The sequence below is a fragment of the Anabaenopsis sp. NIES-4685 genome, from assembly GCF_059725405.1.
Genome location: NZ_AP043602.1, coordinates 4,158,880 through 4,176,673 on the forward strand (window position 1 = coordinate 4,158,880; position 17,794 = coordinate 4,176,673).

The 17,794-nt window shown below is 40.6% G+C and carries 13 protein-coding genes and 1 pseudogene; 3 read left to right on the forward strand and 11 right to left on the reverse strand.

What is annotated here, in order from left to right; translation table 11 throughout:
- Positions 1 to 191: 191 nt before the first annotated feature.
- Both AC6IZ0_RS17985 and AC6IZ0_RS17990 read right to left on the reverse strand, forming a co-directional pair.
- Positions 192 to 2,747, reverse strand: coding sequence for a 3'-5' exonuclease (locus AC6IZ0_RS17985; protein WP_497724217.1), 2,556 nt, complete (start codon positions 2,745 to 2,747; stop codon positions 192 to 194).
- A complete protein-coding gene (locus AC6IZ0_RS17990; protein ID WP_497724219.1) occupies positions 2,671 to 6,153 on the reverse strand; it encodes an RNA-directed DNA polymerase in 3,483 nt (1,160 codons plus the stop codon). Before AC6IZ0_RS17990 ends, AC6IZ0_RS17985 begins: the two co-directional genes overlap by 77 nt.
- A gap of 286 nt (positions 6,154 to 6,439) precedes the next feature.
- On the opposite strand from AC6IZ0_RS17990, the gene AC6IZ0_RS17995 reads away from it, so the two are divergent.
- The gene (locus tag AC6IZ0_RS17995; RefSeq protein WP_271763661.1) at positions 6,440 to 6,763 is read left to right on the forward strand and encodes a hypothetical protein; all 324 of its coding nucleotides are present in this window, start codon (positions 6,440 to 6,442) and stop codon (positions 6,761 to 6,763) included.
- A 181-nt stretch (positions 6,764 to 6,944) separates the two neighbouring features.
- On the opposite strand, the gene bioB is transcribed toward AC6IZ0_RS17995, so the two are convergent.
- The 4 genes from bioB to AC6IZ0_RS18015 form a co-directional block, all read right to left on the reverse strand.
- Positions 6,945 to 7,931 (reverse strand): biotin synthase BioB, encoded by a 987-nt coding sequence (bioB, locus tag AC6IZ0_RS18000; protein WP_497724220.1) that lies wholly within the window; start codon positions 7,929 to 7,931, stop codon positions 6,945 to 6,947.
- A 194-nt stretch (positions 7,932 to 8,125) separates the two neighbouring features.
- Positions 8,126 to 11,017 carry a glycerol-3-phosphate acyltransferase gene (locus tag AC6IZ0_RS18005; RefSeq protein ID WP_497724221.1) on the reverse strand — a complete coding sequence of 964 codons (2,892 nt, stop codon included), beginning with the start codon at positions 11,015 to 11,017 and terminating at the stop codon, positions 8,126 to 8,128.
- A gap of 95 nt (positions 11,018 to 11,112) precedes the next feature.
- The gene (locus AC6IZ0_RS18010) at positions 11,113 to 11,253 is read right to left on the reverse strand and encodes a hypothetical protein (RefSeq protein ID WP_271730551.1); all 141 of its coding nucleotides are present in this window, start codon (positions 11,251 to 11,253) and stop codon (positions 11,113 to 11,115) included.
- Between the two features lie 320 nt (positions 11,254 to 11,573).
- Positions 11,574 to 11,873, reverse strand: coding sequence for a 30S ribosomal protein PSRP-3 (locus AC6IZ0_RS18015; RefSeq protein WP_200988431.1), 300 nt, complete (start codon positions 11,871 to 11,873; stop codon positions 11,574 to 11,576).
- A 139-nt stretch (positions 11,874 to 12,012) separates the two neighbouring features.
- On the opposite strand from AC6IZ0_RS18015, the gene AC6IZ0_RS18020 reads away from it, so the two are divergent.
- Together AC6IZ0_RS18020 and AC6IZ0_RS18025 are read left to right on the forward strand one after the other, a co-directional pair.
- Positions 12,013 to 12,816 carry a TIGR01548 family HAD-type hydrolase gene (locus AC6IZ0_RS18020; RefSeq protein ID WP_497724223.1) on the forward strand — a complete coding sequence of 268 codons (804 nt, stop codon included), beginning with the start codon at positions 12,013 to 12,015 and terminating at the stop codon, positions 12,814 to 12,816.
- 124 nt (positions 12,817 to 12,940) lie between these two features.
- Positions 12,941 to 14,328: pseudogene (locus AC6IZ0_RS18025) on the forward strand (cytochrome P450).
- Positions 14,329 to 14,464: 136 nt separating this feature from the next.
- Here AC6IZ0_RS18025 and AC6IZ0_RS18030 read toward each other — a convergent pair.
- The 5 genes from AC6IZ0_RS18030 to ruvB form a co-directional block, all read right to left on the reverse strand.
- Positions 14,465 to 15,271, reverse strand: a complete 807-nt coding sequence (locus tag AC6IZ0_RS18030) for a tetratricopeptide repeat protein (protein WP_497724224.1) — start codon at positions 15,269 to 15,271, stop codon at positions 14,465 to 14,467.
- 183 nt (positions 15,272 to 15,454) lie between these two features.
- Entirely contained in the window at positions 15,455 to 15,568 is a 114-nt protein-coding gene (locus AC6IZ0_RS18035; RefSeq protein WP_497724225.1) for a zinc ribbon domain-containing protein, read from the reverse strand.
- Positions 15,569 to 15,589: 21 nt separating this feature from the next.
- Positions 15,590 to 16,099 (reverse strand): transposase, encoded by a 510-nt coding sequence (locus AC6IZ0_RS18040; RefSeq protein WP_497726098.1) that lies wholly within the window; start codon positions 16,097 to 16,099, stop codon positions 15,590 to 15,592.
- On the reverse strand, positions 15,984 to 16,577 hold the full coding sequence (locus AC6IZ0_RS18045) for an IS607 family transposase (RefSeq protein WP_497724227.1): 594 nt from the start codon (positions 16,575 to 16,577) through the stop codon (positions 15,984 to 15,986). The genes AC6IZ0_RS18040 and AC6IZ0_RS18045 overlap by 116 nt, the downstream gene beginning before the upstream one ends.
- 104 nt (positions 16,578 to 16,681) lie before the next feature.
- A complete protein-coding gene (gene ruvB, locus AC6IZ0_RS18050; protein WP_497724229.1) occupies positions 16,682 to 17,779 on the reverse strand; it encodes a Holliday junction branch migration DNA helicase RuvB in 1,098 nt (365 codons plus the stop codon).
- Between the last annotated feature and the right edge of the window lie 15 nt (positions 17,780 to 17,794).

Consider the following 17,794-nt stretch of genomic DNA (forward strand, 5'->3'; position numbering starts at 1 on the left):
TTTTAGCATATTGAGTATGCTTAATTACTTTTAAATTAAGAAAGGTAGGTTGGGTAGAAAGCAGTGAAACCCAACAAAATCAAGGTTTTGGTTTTGGGTTACTCTGATCAGCACGGGTCATTTGTGTACTTTCTTTACTTAGATAGTGCTGTATATATTTTTGCAAAAATATCAAGTCAAAAGTAATTTTTCTAATTGTAATTTATATATTCACAAGGAAGCAGATTAATAAATGAACTTAAAGATTTTTTGTAATCTTGAGAATCTCTGATAAAAGCTGAAATAAACAAACGTTGTTTAGCCCTTGTGATAGCCACATAAAACAGCCGTTTTTCCTCTTCTACCTTACCATCGCGGACACTAAAATAAGTGGGGAATTCATCTTCTGATAAACCAGCTAGAAAAACTGTATCAAATTCTAAACCTTTTGATTGATGTACTGTTATAATCGGAACTTGATTATTTTCGATAGAAATTTGATCTAGATTTTTCGCCAATGCAGTGTAATCAATAATGCTTCTTAGTGCAGTATCTGGATGAAGTTCTAAATCATCCTGCTGTTGAAAAATATTGATCAGCCTTTTCAGGTTTTCTAGCCCTTTTAGTTCATGCTGTTGATAATATTCATATAAACCAGATTCTACTAAAATGTTACCTAACAAATCTGCTGGACGTAATCTTTGGCTCGCATCTTTCCAACTTTCAACAGCATCAGCTAAATTTTCAAATTCTTCTCCATAACGATAAACTAAAGCCTGACGATAGTCAGCACGTGCTTGTACTAAAGGTATTAAAACTGCCAATAATTCAACAGTTGTCAGCGTATCATCAAGCGCATGATGATTTGGTAATTGATGGAGGTTTAATTTATTTGCTAAACTTTCCAAATTATAGCTTTCTGATTTTATAAAGCGTTTAGCCAAATCCCAAGTATCTGACCATTTAAATGTAGGAGTTGATAAACCTAGTTTTTGAGCATGGGCTGTGATCATCTTAATATCAAAACCCAGATTATGCCCAACTAAAAAAGCATCTTGAATAAACAATAAAAATTTCTCAAATACATGAATTGCATTTTCACCATTTCTGGCTAAAAATTCATTACTGTAACCATGTATTTGTTCAGAATCTCCCACAGAGACAGTATTTTGAATATAAGCATGAAATTGGTCTTTTACCTGTCCCTTAACTAATTTCACGGCTGCAATTTCGATGACTTCATCTTGACTCACTAATAAACCAGTTGTTTCCACATCAAAAACAACAATTGTGCCATGATTATAAGCATATATTAAATTACTAAAAGGGTCGCCATCAATAAAAGTCTGAGTTGAAACCATATCAGTAAGTTTCAAACCACATGCTTCTCCCCCTTTGATGACATTTTCAATAGTGATGGAACCTATACCGCGACTTGGACGCATTAATAGCCGCAGCATAGAACCTGTATCAAAAGGATTTAAAACTAATCGCAGGTAAGCAAGAGCATCTTTAACTTCCTGACGCATAAAAAATTGATGCTGCTCAACTGTAACACAGGGAATATTTAACTGTTCTAGAACTCGAGAAACTATCTGAATTCGTTTATGATTTCTAGTTAAAACAGCAACTCGACCATAAAGCATATTGGGGTCATGTTTTGATAACTGTCTAATCTGCTCCCCAATCCACTTAGCCTCTTCTATTTCATTTTTAGCTGCATAAATTGTAATTAATTCTCCCGCATCACAAACAGGAGCAGGAGTAATTTTTGTATATCTTTTGTGAAAAGAGTCAGCAAAGCCAGAAGCAGCCTTAAGTAATGTTTTAGTAGCGCGGTAGTTCCAAGTTAGAGAGTATTCTTGAGGGTGAAAGTCTTGTTTAAATCGACTAATAACTTTATCCGGTTCCGAACCTCGCCACTTGTAAATCGTTTGGTCTAAATCACCAATCATGGCAATATTATCCGTACCAGAAGCTAAACATTTAACAATTTCATATTCAGAAAGATGAGTATCTTGAACTTCATCAATCTGGATAAAATCAAAGCGTTGTTTCCATCTTTGTTGAATTTTTGGATAATATTCCAGCAAGTAACGCACGTAAAATATTAAGTCTGCAAAATCCACAGCATGACGTTCTTGAAGAATGCTTTGGTATTGACTCGCTAATTGTGCTTGACCTATTCCTAGAGATGCAAACAGGTTTTCTAAAGGATAATGGGGAGATAACTGTAACTGACTAGCTTTAACTTTACAATCAGCTAATTTAAAAAAGATATCTTGAGCTTCTTTGTCTTTGGAAAGACAGAAAATCTCTTTAATTATTCCCAGACAGTCAGCATCATCGTAAACTACAAAATCTACTGGTAAACCAATTTGACGAGCTTCAACTCGCAGTATGGAAGTACATAAACTATGAAAGGTTTTGATGGTGATGTGGCAAAATCCTTCAGGACACATTTGTGCTAACCTTTCTTTCATTTCTTTTGCTGCTCGGTTAGTAAAAGTCAAACACAAGATTTTTGCTGCAGGAATACCGCTTTTAATAGCTTGAACTACTCTTGATGATAAAACGCGGGTTTTACCAGTTCCCACTGGAGCAAGCACTAAAATTGCTCCGTTGATGTGCTTGATGATTTTTACTTGATCTGGGTTAGCTTGAGTTGGTGACATAGAAAGTATGATATTTTTACAGTGATAACTTCTGATCTTTAGTGACTTCTGTCTTTTTCGGGTTGTAATATTGTCTAACTCTGGCTGGTTCAACTTCTTGAAATATTTCTGCAACTTTTCCCGATTCTGCAAGTTTCACAGCATCTTTAATTAAATAATCCTTGACCTCTTCCTCAGAAAAGGAAATATTATCTGGTAAGTCATAATTGTAAAGTCCCAAAATCAAAATGTAGTTTTTTTTGAGTCGGGTAAACGGAGGAGGATTACTTTCTAAAGCCTTAGCAACATTTTCAAAATGTTGATTTTGTACATAAGGTTTAGCTAGCTGACCCAAATATAGCCAAGTTTCGGTTGCTTTTAGCTTTTCAATATCAGATTGTGCTTGTGTTGCACAGTTAAATATTAATTCCCAATTATTGAATTCGATTATAGGTAAAAAGCGAAATGCTTCCAGTAAAATTGCGCGGTAATATGTACTGGTTTCTTCATTTGTTATGTTACTTTTTTGAAAATGTTCCCATAGTTGATTGATTGCATTTATGTGTCCCTGAGAAGCTAAACCAATAACCACATCTAGCAAATCACGAATTACGAATAAGTCAGGGTCGCAAATTAAGTTAACAATTTCCTGACAAACTGGATCAAACCCTAAAATTAGTAATTTATTTACCGATAATCTAATGCGAGATTGTAACTTCCTCTGTTTGATATTTAGTTCCCGCTTTTCTGTTTTAGTGGGTGAATCAGCTTTCTCCTTGATAGTTACTGTAATTTCTTGTAGTTCTTTTAAACTATCTTGAAAAAGATGAACAAATTTAGACTTTAACTGATTTTTTTTATTCACCCAATTGTCATTCTTCTGTTGAAATTGACTACTCCAATTAGCAATTATAATAAACTTATCATTTCTTGGGAGAGATGGGAACGTTAAGTCATTTTGATTGTTTAATTTTTTGGTAACCAATTTTTGATAAATTTTGCGACTCAGCCGCATTTCTGTAATATAAATACCCTGAGAATATAAACAATGCTGATATATTTTAATCAGTTTCCACCATGATTTGTCATCATGACTCCTATTAGCTAATTCAAATTCTGTGCGGTAATCATAATTCATTATCCATAAAGGACCAAGTAGAAAATTAAATTTTTCATTTAGTGTATCTAAATCAGTATCTAGTTCTGTTGTCGGTAGAAAATCTGATATATTATCATAATATTCAGTCTTATTCTCATTAAGATTAAGTCCTAGTTTGCCGAGTTGCTCTTTTAATTCTATTTCAAATGGTTCAAGCTCATGAGTACGCGGAACAACTGCAATAATATCATCAACATAACGATGCAATTTGATTTGATGTTTCCATCGCGGTTGATTACGGAAATAATCATCAACTGCTTTCAGATACAGATTTGCATAAAAACCTGATGTGAGAGTTCCTTGTTTTAGTCCCATCCCATTCTCATGTCCATTATTCAAATTTCGCTTGAGAATTTGACTAAGTAACCACTTAATGCGGTTACTGCTAATTTCCAATTCTGTGACACTAATATCAAGCAACTGTTGTTGAATCACTTTGACATAATATGATTCTATGTCAGTTCTCATAACAGCACCATTTGGATAACTCTCAGCACTTGCTCGTGATTCTTCTAAAAAATTTTTATATTTAGGAAAGTAATCTTCATATAAATCTTCCGTTTGTTCTGACTTGAGTTTATAGGAATAAAAATTCAACTCGTTTTTTTGTGCAAGAGTTTGCAGAATCGCAATAGCTAGTATTTCTTCTTCTAAACGAGTTAACTGCTTTGAACGTCCTTTTGTTCTACTCTTGACAAATTTATAGTCAATATCCTGATTAGAGGGAAGAAATTTATCTGAATATAAACTGTCAACTAAGTTATCAACGACCATTTGTAAATTTTCATCTAGATTACTTTCAAATAATCGGATTTCTATTTCATCATAAAAAGATTCATTGAACACATTATTTCTGGCTTTAACCCAAGCTAATTCTATATTTTCTAAACTTATCAGTTGATTCCATTGATTATCTTCTTCAATTTCCCTATTTTTGATGGTTTGACAAAGGGCATGGAATTGAGTTTCATGATTGAAAATACCTTTTTCTTGCCAATAGCTATTAACAGGATTCTCAAAGTAAACTATATCTTTAACTGGAATCACATCAGAAAATGTATGGTTTTTACCAATAAAGGTTTCTAAAGCATTGCTTATAGCCTTGGTTCCTTGATTAATGTCAGTAATTTGAATAATTTGCTTGAGGGTATGTTCTAGGTTTTTTGTTCCTATTGTCATCAAATATAATGTTTCAACCGGTACTTCCTCTAATAACCTTTTTAAAGCAAGTGCTTCATCTTGCCAAAAATCTTTTTTTATTTCTGTATCATTTTGTAGTTCTAATCCTAAAGCTTGAAGTTGTTTATCTCTTTCTCGTTTGAGAATGTTATCTTTGTCTATAGATGCAGCAATATCAAGTTGCATGACAAAGAGGTTAGATAATAATTTATCTGAAGATTTATCTCCCTTGCATTTATTTTTTAGGTAAGTAATTGTCGTAAGAGTTGCTTGTGCCAAAGATTCATTGATTGGCTGAAAATTTAATAAGATGTTAAATGGTGCAATCTTCTCTTTGAGTTGCTGCATCAATTTTTGATAAATCGCATAGCTATAAATATTAGGTTCTATACCTATGCAAATAATTTCTATTGGGTTTAATCGAATTTCTTCTTGAGGTAAAGTTAATATTTTTGCAATCAAAGCAGTTGTAGCAGCACCCATAGTACCACCAATATCCAATAAGTAAATGCGTGGATGATATCTGAGTTTTGTCATTAATCGACTGGAGTCAATGACATTATCTAAAATATGAACTGCTTTAAAGTAGTTAGGAGGAAATAGAGTATAAAACTGAAATGCTTTACTTTTTAAATCTGCTTTATCTAGAGAGTGTAAAATATCTTTTGAATAATCAAGTTGCTGATATCCCTTTGCGTCTGGGATGTTTGACAACCATTGATGTACAGCAGAGTAAGCAGAACTAATGACAGGATGAAACGACCGATAAATTTTGGCTTGTTCAGCTATGACTAAATTAGTGAGTTTTTTTGAATGCTGCGCGGGAAGTCCTGAAAGTGCTTGCAATAAGAGTTGCTTGGTTATGTCATTAATAGTCTTTCCATCATTTTCGGCTCTCTGTTTTAAAGCTTCTATGGTTTCATCCTCTAGTCGAATGGTGACTACCCTTCCTGGTTCCCATAAGATAGTTAGCTCACCGTTGAGAACCTGAACAATATCTTCAATGGTTTCCAGTTTGGATTTACCAGGATTTTCTATTGCTTTACTTATAGAACTGTGATATCGGGAAGCAGGGGAAACATCTCCGTCTGCAGCTCGATGTTCCGCAAATTCCTTGGCTAATTTGTACAGCGTCCAGTCTAATTCCTTGAGACGTTGCTCGAAATCCTCATTTTGTATCATTTGTGTCTGTCTTCCTCTATGTTGGCTGACTATAAACTCAGCCTATCTCTCTTTTTGTATTATGTCAATGATATAGTTTATTAAAATAATTGAAGATAAAAGCTACTTGACTGTGTATAATTAGCGTGCAATAATACCTTCAGCAACAAAGAAGGCACTCCAAGTGTATTGGAATGCCTTTTGGTGTACTGAACCCTTCCCAATTGCCTGGGGGAAAGGGTTCTAACTTTCTTAACGTTAAATTGTTTCTGTAATTCTCAAACTCAATAAAAAGCGAGAACTAACAATGTATAACCATGATAACTCACGGGCAGTTGATATAGGACAAACAGTTGCTGCCCTTCCTGATTCTTTGGCTGAAAAAATCAAATATATGGAATTGACCCTTGCTTTAGCCAATGCAGAAAACCAACAACTTCAGGAAAAACGGGATGATGAGAGGAGGGGTTATGTAATGCAATATATTATGCGGTTGATTGCGCAGCTGGAAATTCCCTCTAGTCATCAGCGCGTTCTCAAAGCGATGACAACTTCAGAACTTGATACTTATGCACAGGAGTTGTCTGAGCAATTAAAACACCGTCCACTGAAACATTTGTCAGTAGCATAGTACAACGTGATTTGAGCAAGAGGGACATTTATTATGCCTTTCTTGTGTCCTGAAGTCAGACAGTGAACTTCACTATTAAGTCCCAAAAACAGGAATATTTTCCAATTTTCCTATCATCTTTCTCCCCTCCTCCCTTGGGGGAGGGGTTGGGGGTGGGTTTATCCCACGACTGCGGGAGTTGTCACTTGTTGGGGTCTTTGCTGGGGGGACGCATTTCTAACCCCAGCAAATTTAGCATTTGTCTGTCAGCGTCGTAATCTGGACAGGGGGTAGTCACAGTGAGCATTTTATGATCATCGCTGGAAAAAATAGAATTAGCCCCAGCCATAAAACATAAAGCTTGTTCCACTTGAGAAAGTCTCGCCCTACCAGCACTCAGACGCACATCAGAAGTTGGCATAATAATTCTGGCTGTAGCAATCATGCGCACCACTTCCCAAATGGGGACATCTGGCTGATTTTCTAGGGGTGTACCCGGGACTTGGGACAGAATATTAATCGGTACTGACTCGGGATGAGGTTGTAAATTCGCCAGTGTCTGTAACATCCCCACGCGATCCTCGACACTTTCACCTAAACCCAGGATACCCCCAGAACAAACAGTGACGTTTGTTTGTCTTACATTGTCAATTGTATTGAGGCGATCGCCATAAGTTCTCGTGGTAATAATAGTATTGTAATATTCCTGGGAAGTATCCAAGTTATGATTATAAGCATATAGTCCGGCCGCTTCTAGGCGTTTAGCCTGGTCTGTGTTGAGCATTCCCAGAGTACAGCACACCTCTAGACCCATATCCGTGACTTCTTTCACCATGTCCAGCACTGTTTCAAATTGCGAATTATCCCGCACCTCCCGCCAAGCAGCACCCATACAAACCCGACTCACACCCTGTGCTTTAGCTTGTTGAGCAATGTTAACAACTGTTTCCTTTTCTAGCAGTGCTTGGGGCTTTACCTCAGTTTTATAACGGGAAGACTGGGCGCAGTAACTACAATCTTCGGGACAAGCGCCAGTTTTGATTGATATCAGCTTACAAACCTGTATTTTTCTGGGGTCATGATATTGACGATGCACGCTAGCAGCCTGATAAATCAGCTCTAGGAATGGCTGGTTGTATATCGCCTGAATCTCTGCTTTGTGCCAATTGTAGCGTATTCCCACCGACATCACTATCCTCTTTGAGACTGGATTGATTAAGAGCCATTTTCTAATTGGTTCTCTGAAAATACAGCGTTGGGATTAAATCATCTCAATCTTAGTGCTGTAGATATTAGACATCAGCTTACCAAGATTTTGCGGTTCTGGCATTAGCTGAGATCACGGAGGACTCAACTGCTGACTGGAAACCAGAACACACTCCTTCAATCTGATCTCAACTTGTTAGACAATTCTATAATTCCTCTTGACCCATCTATGCGTACCCGTTGCCCATCTCTTAGTCTCACTGTAGCATTATAAACATCCATAACGGCGGGAATACCGTATTCACGAGCTACGATAGCACCGTGAGACAGTCTTCCCCCAGCTTCAGAAATTAAGCCTCCTGCTCTAACTAACAAAGGTGCCCAGCCTGAGTCTGTATAAGGTACTACTAAGATGGTGTTGCGGTCTACTTCTGGTAATTGTTGTAAGTCTCGTACTATCTTGATCCGACCTTCCGCTTGACCGTGGCTAGCGGGGATACCCTGTAATACTTGGTCTGAGTACAGTGGGGAGGGAGGAAGGGGATGGGGTGGTGTATGACCATAAACTAAAAGGGGGATTTGATGAAATTCAGTATCTTGCTGGAATTGCCATCGCCTAAATTCTACTATCTCAGATAAATCTTCCCTCAGTTCAATATCATCACCTGCTACTAAACGCCGGACTTCGTTCAACTCTAGAAAAAAGATATCCCCACTTTGCTGGATTAAGCCGGATTTTAAGCAAGCTTGCTCTAGAGCTAAAAATCGCCACCGCAATTCAGCTAAGAAACGAGAATAAATTTCGGTAACTTGTCCTTTAATATCTACTCGTCGCTGTACTACCCCCCGTTTGCGCTTTGTCAACTTCACCGGTTTGTCTGTCTCTGCTGCATTTTGCCATAACTGTAAAAACAAGTCCTTGATGGGTTGGGGGTTTTCTTTCCAGGTAGGAACAGCAATATTTGTGCCCACATCGCTCAAATAACCGTAATCTTCCAGCAATTGGTTGAATTCATAGAGAATTTTCTCTCCTTCTGGTGTTTGCGCCAATTCTTCAAAGACTTGATCCGGTTTCGAGTCAGGTAATTGCTGTTTCGCCTGTGCCGCTAAAGCAGTCAGCGATCGCAATGCTGCTACCTCCGGAGCTATACTGTGATCAATTTCCCCATCTTTAACGCGAAAAATCCCCTGTCTTAAAGCGACGCTCAAGGGGACTAAAATGCTGTAATAAGTTGCAGTGCGTAGTAATTCCAGAATATAATCTATTCTCTCCAATAACTGGGCTGCTGTCAGTTCTTCTATTGATTCATGTGCTAATTCTGACAAACTAGGCAGAAACTTTTTACTATAATCCCGCTTAAAGTCTTTTTCTAAGCTCAGTTCTCGCGTGAGTAACCGCATTAACCCTGGTAAATTATCCCAAGTGGACTTTAAGGGCGGTTTGCTCATCTTCGCCCCCCTGGTGAGAAATTCCAGACTTTCTGGTGGTAGACCCATCCGTAAAAAAATCTCTCCTAGCAGGGAAGCATTAAAATAGGCCTGGGAATAGTGGAGGGTAGCAGTTGCGGTAAAATCCAATCCCCAGGAGCGATCGCCCAAAACCACAGTAAAAATATCTCCCCAAACTCCGCAAGTTAAGGGGCGATTAATCGACCAAGTTAACGGATGAATCACACCAGGAATGACCTCGGCGGCTATTTTCCTCGTCCAGATCGGCAATAGAGTAGTAATAGGTCGAGACTGCAAAACCCAGAGATTTTGACCATCATAAGTCCACTCCATATCTTGGGGTACCCCGCGATACTGTTTTTCTAGTTGGCGGACTAAATATGCTACTTGTTTGATTAATGCTTGTGGTACTTCTACTTCCCGCCGGGACATTTCCCCCACCACTTGCACAGAGGAAACATTCTCTGTTTCCACCACAAAGGCGCGATATTGTTCTGGTGTCACCTTACCGGAAACCACTTGAGTGGGACTACCTGGTAAAGCCTCAATTACAATTGCATCCCCCTGTTGGCTAATGGGGTCACGACTGAAAGCTACACCAGAATACACACTGGGAATTTGTTGTTGTACCAGCACAGCCATGGCCATATCTGGTAAACCGCGATCGCGACGATATTGTACAGCAGACGGATGATTGTAAGAAGCTTGTACTTGGGCGATCGCATCTCGTAATTGCTCGGTGGTAGTAACATTCAAAATTGTTGTATACTGTCCTGCTGCAGAAGCTTGTTCAGAGTCTTCTCCGATAGCAGAGGAGCGCACCACCAAAGGAGACAGATGAGAAGGCTGAATAATTGCCATCAAATTTTCCGGATCATCAACCGGGGAAATTACCCATCCTTTAGGTACTGGATAGCCCCAGCGATTAATTTCAGATAATGTCGCGGCTTTGTGTCCCACCACATTTGCATCCAACTCGTCATCTAAACAAAAAATCCGGTGATTCCCGCGTAAATATGCAAAAGCTGCTTGTGACTCTGCATCAGTCTCCGGTGCTGGTAAATTCAGGTCATCGGGAATTTTTGTATAAATCCACCCCAATACTCCCGCTAGGGTCACAACCGCCATTATTTTGGGTATATCCTCAATATTCAGGAGTAACATCAACCAAGGAAACAGGAATAAAACTCCGAATTTTACCCATTGCCTAGATCGCAGAACTATAAAACTGATAATAGCCAATAAACTTGTAAATATTGCCACCAGCGGATCATGTACCAGGATCCCCCAAACAACATTGGTTGTTCCAGCCCCTCTACCCACCCCATATCTCCCTAAGACTAGGCCGATCAGAGCAATTAATTCCCAAGGTGATCCAGGGGGAAAAAACACACGGCACAGCAAAACTGCCCCCATGCCTTTGAGGGCTTCTGAAATAACCGCCAGGATTCCTACCCATGTGCCGCCGTGATAAAAAGCGGCTGAAACACTGATGTTTTTAGTACCAATTTGTGATAATTTTCTACCCTTCAGGGCATAGGTAATCCAAGCAATAATTGGCAAAGACCCCAAGAGGGGACAAGCAATTAAAATAACGAGGACACCCCAAGATTGAATCATTATGGTAGCGAAGACGTTTTAATCTATCTTGGTCGGTGGACACGTGGCTGCGGAATCAACCGTTGTTGCCAGTGTCCATCTTAGTTCCTAATGGCTTAGTTTAGCGCATAGGCGGCTTGTAAAGCCCATATAATTAAGGCGGCAATGGAACCCAACAGTAGCACAGTAGAGATGGTGACTACTCTGGGGGAATCGGCACCCTTGAATTTCATAATTCCTCGGTTTAAATCGGACATAGCTTTGTAATCCTCCTTTGTTACAGTGCTAATTTGTCCGTTTTGATTGTAGTCTTTCTATTTGTCGATCAAGCTAAATTACAGATAATATTTTGTTTAAGCTTTGTATTGTGGCTAGCAAGTGCCTATGGGTGAGAAATCCGTTGCTCATACGCATTCCCAATCGTAAAAACAGCGCCTGGGGCGCTGCTCATTTCAAGATACAGCAAATTTTATGGGCTGAGAAGGGCGGGCTTTCCTACCCACCCCACAAGTCTTTTTGTGATTTATATAGTACTTGTCCGCAGTCAACTTACTGTATCTAAAAACATAAGTAATATTTAGGCGCTACCTGTAAAAGCAACTTCAGGGAATTTCAATTGAGCTTCTGCCATCGGTCGTCTTCTGCCTTCCTCTTGCCAGTAGTTAATCACTTCTGTAGCTTTATTGAGCAATTCGACGCGATCTAAATCACTAATCCAGTGTTTAGCTTCTAATTCCTTCTTTAACTCTTCCCAGGCATCATTGCGAGGCCAGAAAAAGTACTTAGTCAAAGGACTTGTACCCTTGCCTACAACTTGATCCACTGCTAGGGCAACGTTTTCATCTAACCACAGAATTTTCAGAATAAATTGGGTCAATCACACCTCCGGGGAATATCAGGGGATTCTTACAATGTATGTGCTATGCGATCGCTTATTCTAACGCAATACCTCACCTATTGACTAAATAGTGGTCACAAATTGCTCTACCATAACCTCATAAAATAGAAAATCTCCTATGATGGCAAAATCTTCAGTAAAAACTATTGTTGTTTTCGATATTGACGGCGTGGTGCGCGATGTTGCTAACTCCTACCGTCGGGCTTTAGCGGATACTGTGGAGCATTTCACCAACAGCGCCTATCGTCCCACACCCCAAGACATTGATCAGATCAAATCTGAAGGACTATGGAATAATGATTGGGAAGCTTCCCAAGAATTTATTTACCGCTACTGTGAATCCCAAGGGAAAACTCGCCAGCAGTTACAACTAGATTACAATGCCATAGTTGCCTTTTTCCAATCTCGTTATCGCGGTACAGACCCAGAGAACTGGACAGGGTATATATGTAACGAACCCTTATTATTACAACCGAGTTATTTAGAAAACCTCACCACCGCTGGAATTGCTTGGGGATTTTTTAGTGGTGCTACCCGTGGTTCTGCTACCTATGTTTTACAAAAACGTCTGGGTTTAGAGTCACCAGTGTTAATTGCCATGGAAGATGCACCGGGTAAACCAGACCCCACAGGACTGTTTGCCACCGTGGAACTGTTAGAAAATCAAGTTAATAATCTAACAATTATCTATGTGGGAGATACTGTAGCTGATATGTATACCGTCAACAAAGCCAGGGAAATTCATCCTCACCGGAATTGGATTGGTGTAGGAATTTTACCGCCCCACGTTCAAGACACAGCCGCCCATAGTCATGCTTATAGTCAAACTTTACTAACAGCAGGTGCGGCGGTAGTTTTAAGTAACGTCGAACAACTAACTGCCCTCAAAATACTAGAATTACAGGAAACCGGGGAAATTTAAAATTGAAAATGTAGAATTAATAGGAATCTCGAATGAGATTCTTGTTTTCAGATTAATCCAGAAATCGGTGCATGAATGACTACCTGATCAAATTTTTGCTCCAATTATTGGGAAAATAATCAAAATGTCTGCACTTCAACTACCTGATGGCCCCAAACTCACCCTTGGCTACAGACATACCGATGGCTGAGTAGCCCTTTGGAATATCTAGAAGACTGCGCTAAAACCTATGGTGATATTTTCACTCTCAGGATCGGCCCTCTTTTTAAGCCGCAAGTATTCGTAAGCCACCCTCAAGGGATTCAGCAGATTTTTAGTACCGACCCCAAACATTTAGACTCTGGTGCCGCTACTGGCTTTCAAGCGCCTTTATTAGGAAGTCAATCATTACTGGCCTTAGATGGTAAGCCACACCAACGACAACGCAAGCTGTTAGCACCCCCCTTTCATGGGGAACGTATGTTAGCTTATGGTCAGTTAATTCGTGAAATTACTCAGGAAGTGAGTAATAAATGGCAAGTGGGGGAAACAATTTCTATCCTCTCATCCATGCAGTCCATTTCCTTTCAAGTGATTTTAAAGGCTGTATTTGGTTTGGCGCAAGGGGAACGTTACGAACAACTCAAGCAGATGTTAATTACCATCCTCAACCCCAAAAGACCTGCGTTGAGAGCATTGATACTCCTGTTTCCATCACTGCGACGGGATTTAGGTTTGTGGAGTCCTTGGGGCGAGTTTCTAAGTTTACGCCAGCAAATTGATCAACTTATTTATGCGGAAATTCAAGAACGCAAAGCACAGCCTGATTCATCTCGGACTGATATTTTATCTTTGATGATGGCTACTCGTGATGAAGCGGGTGAGGCAATGACGAATTTGGAGTTACGTGATGAGTTGATGACTTTATTAATCGCGGGTCACGAAACTACCGCTACATCACTGACGTGGGCTTTATACTGGATTCACAAACAGCCACATGTGAGGGAAAAATTATTGCAAGAGTTAGAAACTCTCGGAGAACACCCTGAACCCAATGCTATTTTTCGCTTACCTTATTTGAATGCTGTTTGCTCGGAGACTTTACGTATTTACCCAGTAGCTATAAATACTTTGACTAGATTAGTCAAATCACCGCTACAAATTGGAGAATATCAGTTTGCTCCTGGGACTTTATTAATCCCCTGTGTTTATTTAACCCATCATCGGGAAGATTTATACCCTGATTCTTTCACATTTAAGCCAGAGCGTTTTTTAGAAAGGCAGTTTTCACCTTCTGAATATTTACCCTTTGGCGGTGGTAACCGCCGCTGTTTGGGTATGGCTTTTGCCCTGTTTGAAATGAAATTGGTTTTGGCCACAGTGGTGTCTAATTGGCAAATGCAATTAGCGGATAGTCGGCCAGTGCAACCAATACGTAAAGGCTTACTGTTTGGCCCCAAAGGAGGGGTACAGATGGTTATTAAGGGGCGGCGTCAGCAACATCAGCTATTACCTGAGAATAGTTCAGTTTAAAACCGTGGGGGTGTGGTGTGACTCCTCAGTACGGATGAGTATAGTTTGACATAATACCCCCATAGGGTAGCGTGGTGTAAGCCATATGCTATCGCACCACCCCCATGGAGCTAAAATTTCTGTTGTGCGATGGTAATTACTCAAGGTGCAAAAATTTATCTAAAGCTGCTACCATCCTAGGCGGCCAACGGCGGATATTTTGCACCCAGTTCATATCTTTGTAACGATTATCCAGGCCATAGGCTGCTACCCAGTTACTTTCGGCTTCCCCTTTGTTACCATTTACCCAGTAAGCGGCGGTGAGGGCGGCGCGCATATCAGCAAATTTAGGATATTTGCGGACTATGTTTTTCATTTCGTGGATGGCGGCGTCGGTTTGACCGGTTTCATACAGGGCCAGGGCGTAGTTAGCCCGCGCAAAGGCAAAGTTAGGGGCTATTTCTACGGATTTTTGATAGTCGGCGATCGCCTCTTGCCATTGTCCTAAACCCGATTTGGCATTACCGCGGTTATTGTATGCCATGGCATCATTAGGGTCAAGTTCTAATATATGATTATAATCGGCGATCGCCTCTTGCCATTTCCCCAACCCTTCCAAAGCTGCACCACGGTTTAAATAGGGGTCAGTTGCATCGGGGGCTAATTCTATAGCTTTGTTGTAATCTGTGAGTGCTGCTGCTAATTTATTTTGACTGACCCGGGAGTTTCCCCGGTTACTCCATGCACCTGCATTAGTGGGAAACTGCTCAATAATTTGTGTCCAGTAAATTTCCGCAGTGGCAAAATCACCTTTATTTGTAGCTGCTAAAGCTTTATTAGCTAGTTGATTGCCTTGTTCTAGCTGTTCTTGAGTAATACTTGCTCCTGGGGGTAGCGCCATGGCTGGTGTACTCCAGGTGAATACAAGTAATAAACTCAACAAAATACTAATTAATTTTACCATCCAGATTTACCGATACTTTTTTGCTAACATTCACTAACAAATACACTCTTTAAGAGAGGGCGTATCAACCAATGCACGTAGGAAAATCCCTCGCGCACCATTTATGTCCCGGCTCATTACCCGCCCGTCAGATGGAGACTTAACGAATTTAGCACCACCAAGGTTGGGGATGATTTCACCGGTCTAACTGACTGTTTTTGATGTGTACGCTTCGTTGACATCCATAACTACTTTATTAGTCTCAAAAGCCTTGTGCTTGAGAAACTGCTTAAATCGGTAGTGAGAGAGTGTTAACATTTGGCGCACTGACTTTGACCATTACCGTCGCTTTGCCTTCTGAGACATTTGGGATGTTTCAAAGGTTGGCAGTAAAATAATGTCAAAGTTATCAACCAAAAATCGAGCAGTTTTCTTGTGCAATTCGTCTACAAGGTTTTTGATTTTACCTCGCAGTCTACTAGCAGCAAGGTTCATCCTTCTTCTTTGTTTACACTTGGCTTTAGTGAATTTAGAAATTAACTTATCCAAGCGAAAACACAGCTTCTGAATTTGCTTGGCAGATATTCCAATTTCGCCAAAACTACATTCAGAAAAGAAGGTGATAAAGGTTCTGATACCGGGGTCAAGTGCTACAACACGTCCTTGGTTATCAGACTTCTGTTGCAGCACATCCTCAGTGTTGTAAACAAACCTGGACACACCAAACCACTGTTTAACGATCCGTCTGTGCTCGGTTGTGAGGAATATCCGGATCTTCCTTGATTTTTTTACTGTACTTACTGAGTCCGGGCATCCGACAAGAGAAGACGTGGAGGATGGAGAGAAGATCCGAGGTAAGTTCTGATTCTGGGCAGTGTACAGTGTTGTCGAGAACCACGACCTGTCCACCGTTTTGCTCGACCATGTACTCAATAAGCTCGAATCCAAACCTTGCGAGTCGGTCACGACAGGTAACAACAAGCGTGAGCTGATCTCCGAGCAGAAGTCTGTCCAGTAAGGCTTGCAGTCCTTTCCTTTTAAAGTTGATTCCACTGCCGATATCTTTGATGATTTCGGCATCTGGGTAGAGTGATTGCATATAGGCAACTTGTCTACCAAGGTCGTCTCGTTGCTTGGTTGAACTAACTCGGCAGTAGCAGACAAAGGAAGTTCTAGTGGCACCACGGAGGTAGGATTCAACGTGAAAAAGTCTTTGTCCTGCTTCGTTTTTGATGCTTTCGATCTTGCCATTGTCTGCGTACTTCCTTAAAGTGTTTGGGTGCAGTCCCAGTTGTTTGACTGCTTCTCGTAGTGGTACATAAGCCATACTACTATATTAGCATTTACGAGCATATGTAATCTATTGTTAGTAAATAACTAGCTATTGGCTTACCTTAATTTCCAATTCTCAGTTTCCCTATTTTCCCCCAATTACAGCATAGATAACTGTTCATTAGGGGGCTTGAGTCCCAAATGCTTGTAGGCGGCGGTGGTGGCGGTGCGTCCCCTGGGAGTGCGGCTTAAATAGCCAATTTGCATCAGGTAAGGCTCATAAACTTCTTCAATGGTTTGGGTATCTTCACCGGTAGCGGCGGCAATTGTTTCTAATCCTACTGGGCCGCCGTTGAATTGTTCAATGATCACACTCAACATCCGGCGGTCTGTCCAATCTAAACCGCAGGGGTCTACTTGAAATAGTTCCAGTGCTTCGGCGGCGACGGTTGCTGTAATCTTACCTGATATTCTGACTTGGGCGTAATCACGGACTCGTTTAAGTAATCTATTAGCAATCCGGGGGGTACCTCGGGAACGACGAGCAATTTCTGTGGCACCATCTGCTGCTATGGGGGTTTTGAGTAACTCGGCGCTGCGGGAAATAATTTGGCTGAGTTCTTCCACTTCATAAAACCGCAGTTTCTGCACTAAGCCAAAGCGATCGCGTAGGGGTGAGGTGAGAGCGCCTACACGGGTTGTGGCTCCCACTAGAGTAAATTTGTTCAGTGGTATACTTCTAATGCGAGCGCCAGAACCTTTACCAACGGTGATATCTAAGCGATAATCTTCCATGGCTGGATAGAGAATTTCTTCTGTCATCCGGGAAAGACGATGAATCTCATCAATAAACAGGACATCCCCAGGTTTGAGGTTGACCAGTAAGCCTACAATGTCTCTGGGACGTTCTAGGGCGGGGGCGCTGGTAATTTTGTAGTTTACTCCCATTTCCGATGCTAGAATTACTGCCATTGTTGTTTTTCCCAATCCCGGAGGGCCATATAGCAGTAAGTGATCTACCACCTCACCCCTTGATTTAGCTGCTTTGATGGCAATATCTAGCACGTCCTTTAAGTCTTTCTGTCCAATGTAGTCGGCAAATCGCTGTGGTCTGATATTCTCTTCTGGGTGACTTTGTTCGTCAGTTGTTACCGACGGTTGCAAAATCTTCTGGTCAGATGCACTGCGAGGCCCAGTAGGCTGATTTGGTTTCCCGTTGGGTTCTTGAGGCTGTTTTTTCGAGGAGATTATCGCCATAATTCAGCTATCAAC

What these genes read in the sequence shown, in the direction of transcription:
- AC6IZ0_RS17990 (WP_497724219.1), bottom strand. Translation starts at nt 6,153, where the DNA reads ATGATACAAAATGAGGATTTCGAGCAACGTCTCAAGGAATTAGACTGG.
- AC6IZ0_RS17995 (WP_271763661.1), top strand. Translation starts at nt 6,440, where the DNA reads ATGTATAACCATGATAACTCACGGGCAGTTGATATAGGACAAACAGTT.
- bioB (WP_497724220.1), bottom strand. Translation starts at nt 7,931, where the DNA reads ATGTCGGTGGGAATACGCTACAATTGGCACAAAGCAGAGATTCAGGCG.
- AC6IZ0_RS18005 (WP_497724221.1), bottom strand. Translation starts at nt 11,017, where the DNA reads ATGATTCAATCTTGGGGTGTCCTCGTTATTTTAATTGCTTGTCCCCTC.
- AC6IZ0_RS18010 (WP_271730551.1), bottom strand. Translation starts at nt 11,253, where the DNA reads ATGTCCGATTTAAACCGAGGAATTATGAAATTCAAGGGTGCCGATTCC.
- AC6IZ0_RS18020 (WP_497724223.1), top strand. Translation starts at nt 12,013, where the DNA reads ATGATGGCAAAATCTTCAGTAAAAACTATTGTTGTTTTCGATATTGAC.
- AC6IZ0_RS18030 (WP_497724224.1), bottom strand. Translation starts at nt 15,271, where the DNA reads ATGGTAAAATTAATTAGTATTTTGTTGAGTTTATTACTTGTATTCACC.
- AC6IZ0_RS18035 (WP_497724225.1), bottom strand. Translation starts at nt 15,568, where the DNA reads ATGTTAACACTCTCTCACTACCGATTTAAGCAGTTTCTCAAGCACAAG.
- AC6IZ0_RS18045 (WP_497724227.1), bottom strand. Translation starts at nt 16,577, where the DNA reads ATGGCTTATGTACCACTACGAGAAGCAGTCAAACAACTGGGACTGCAC.
- ruvB (WP_497724229.1), bottom strand. Translation starts at nt 17,779, where the DNA reads ATGGCGATAATCTCCTCGAAAAAACAGCCTCAAGAACCCAACGGGAAA.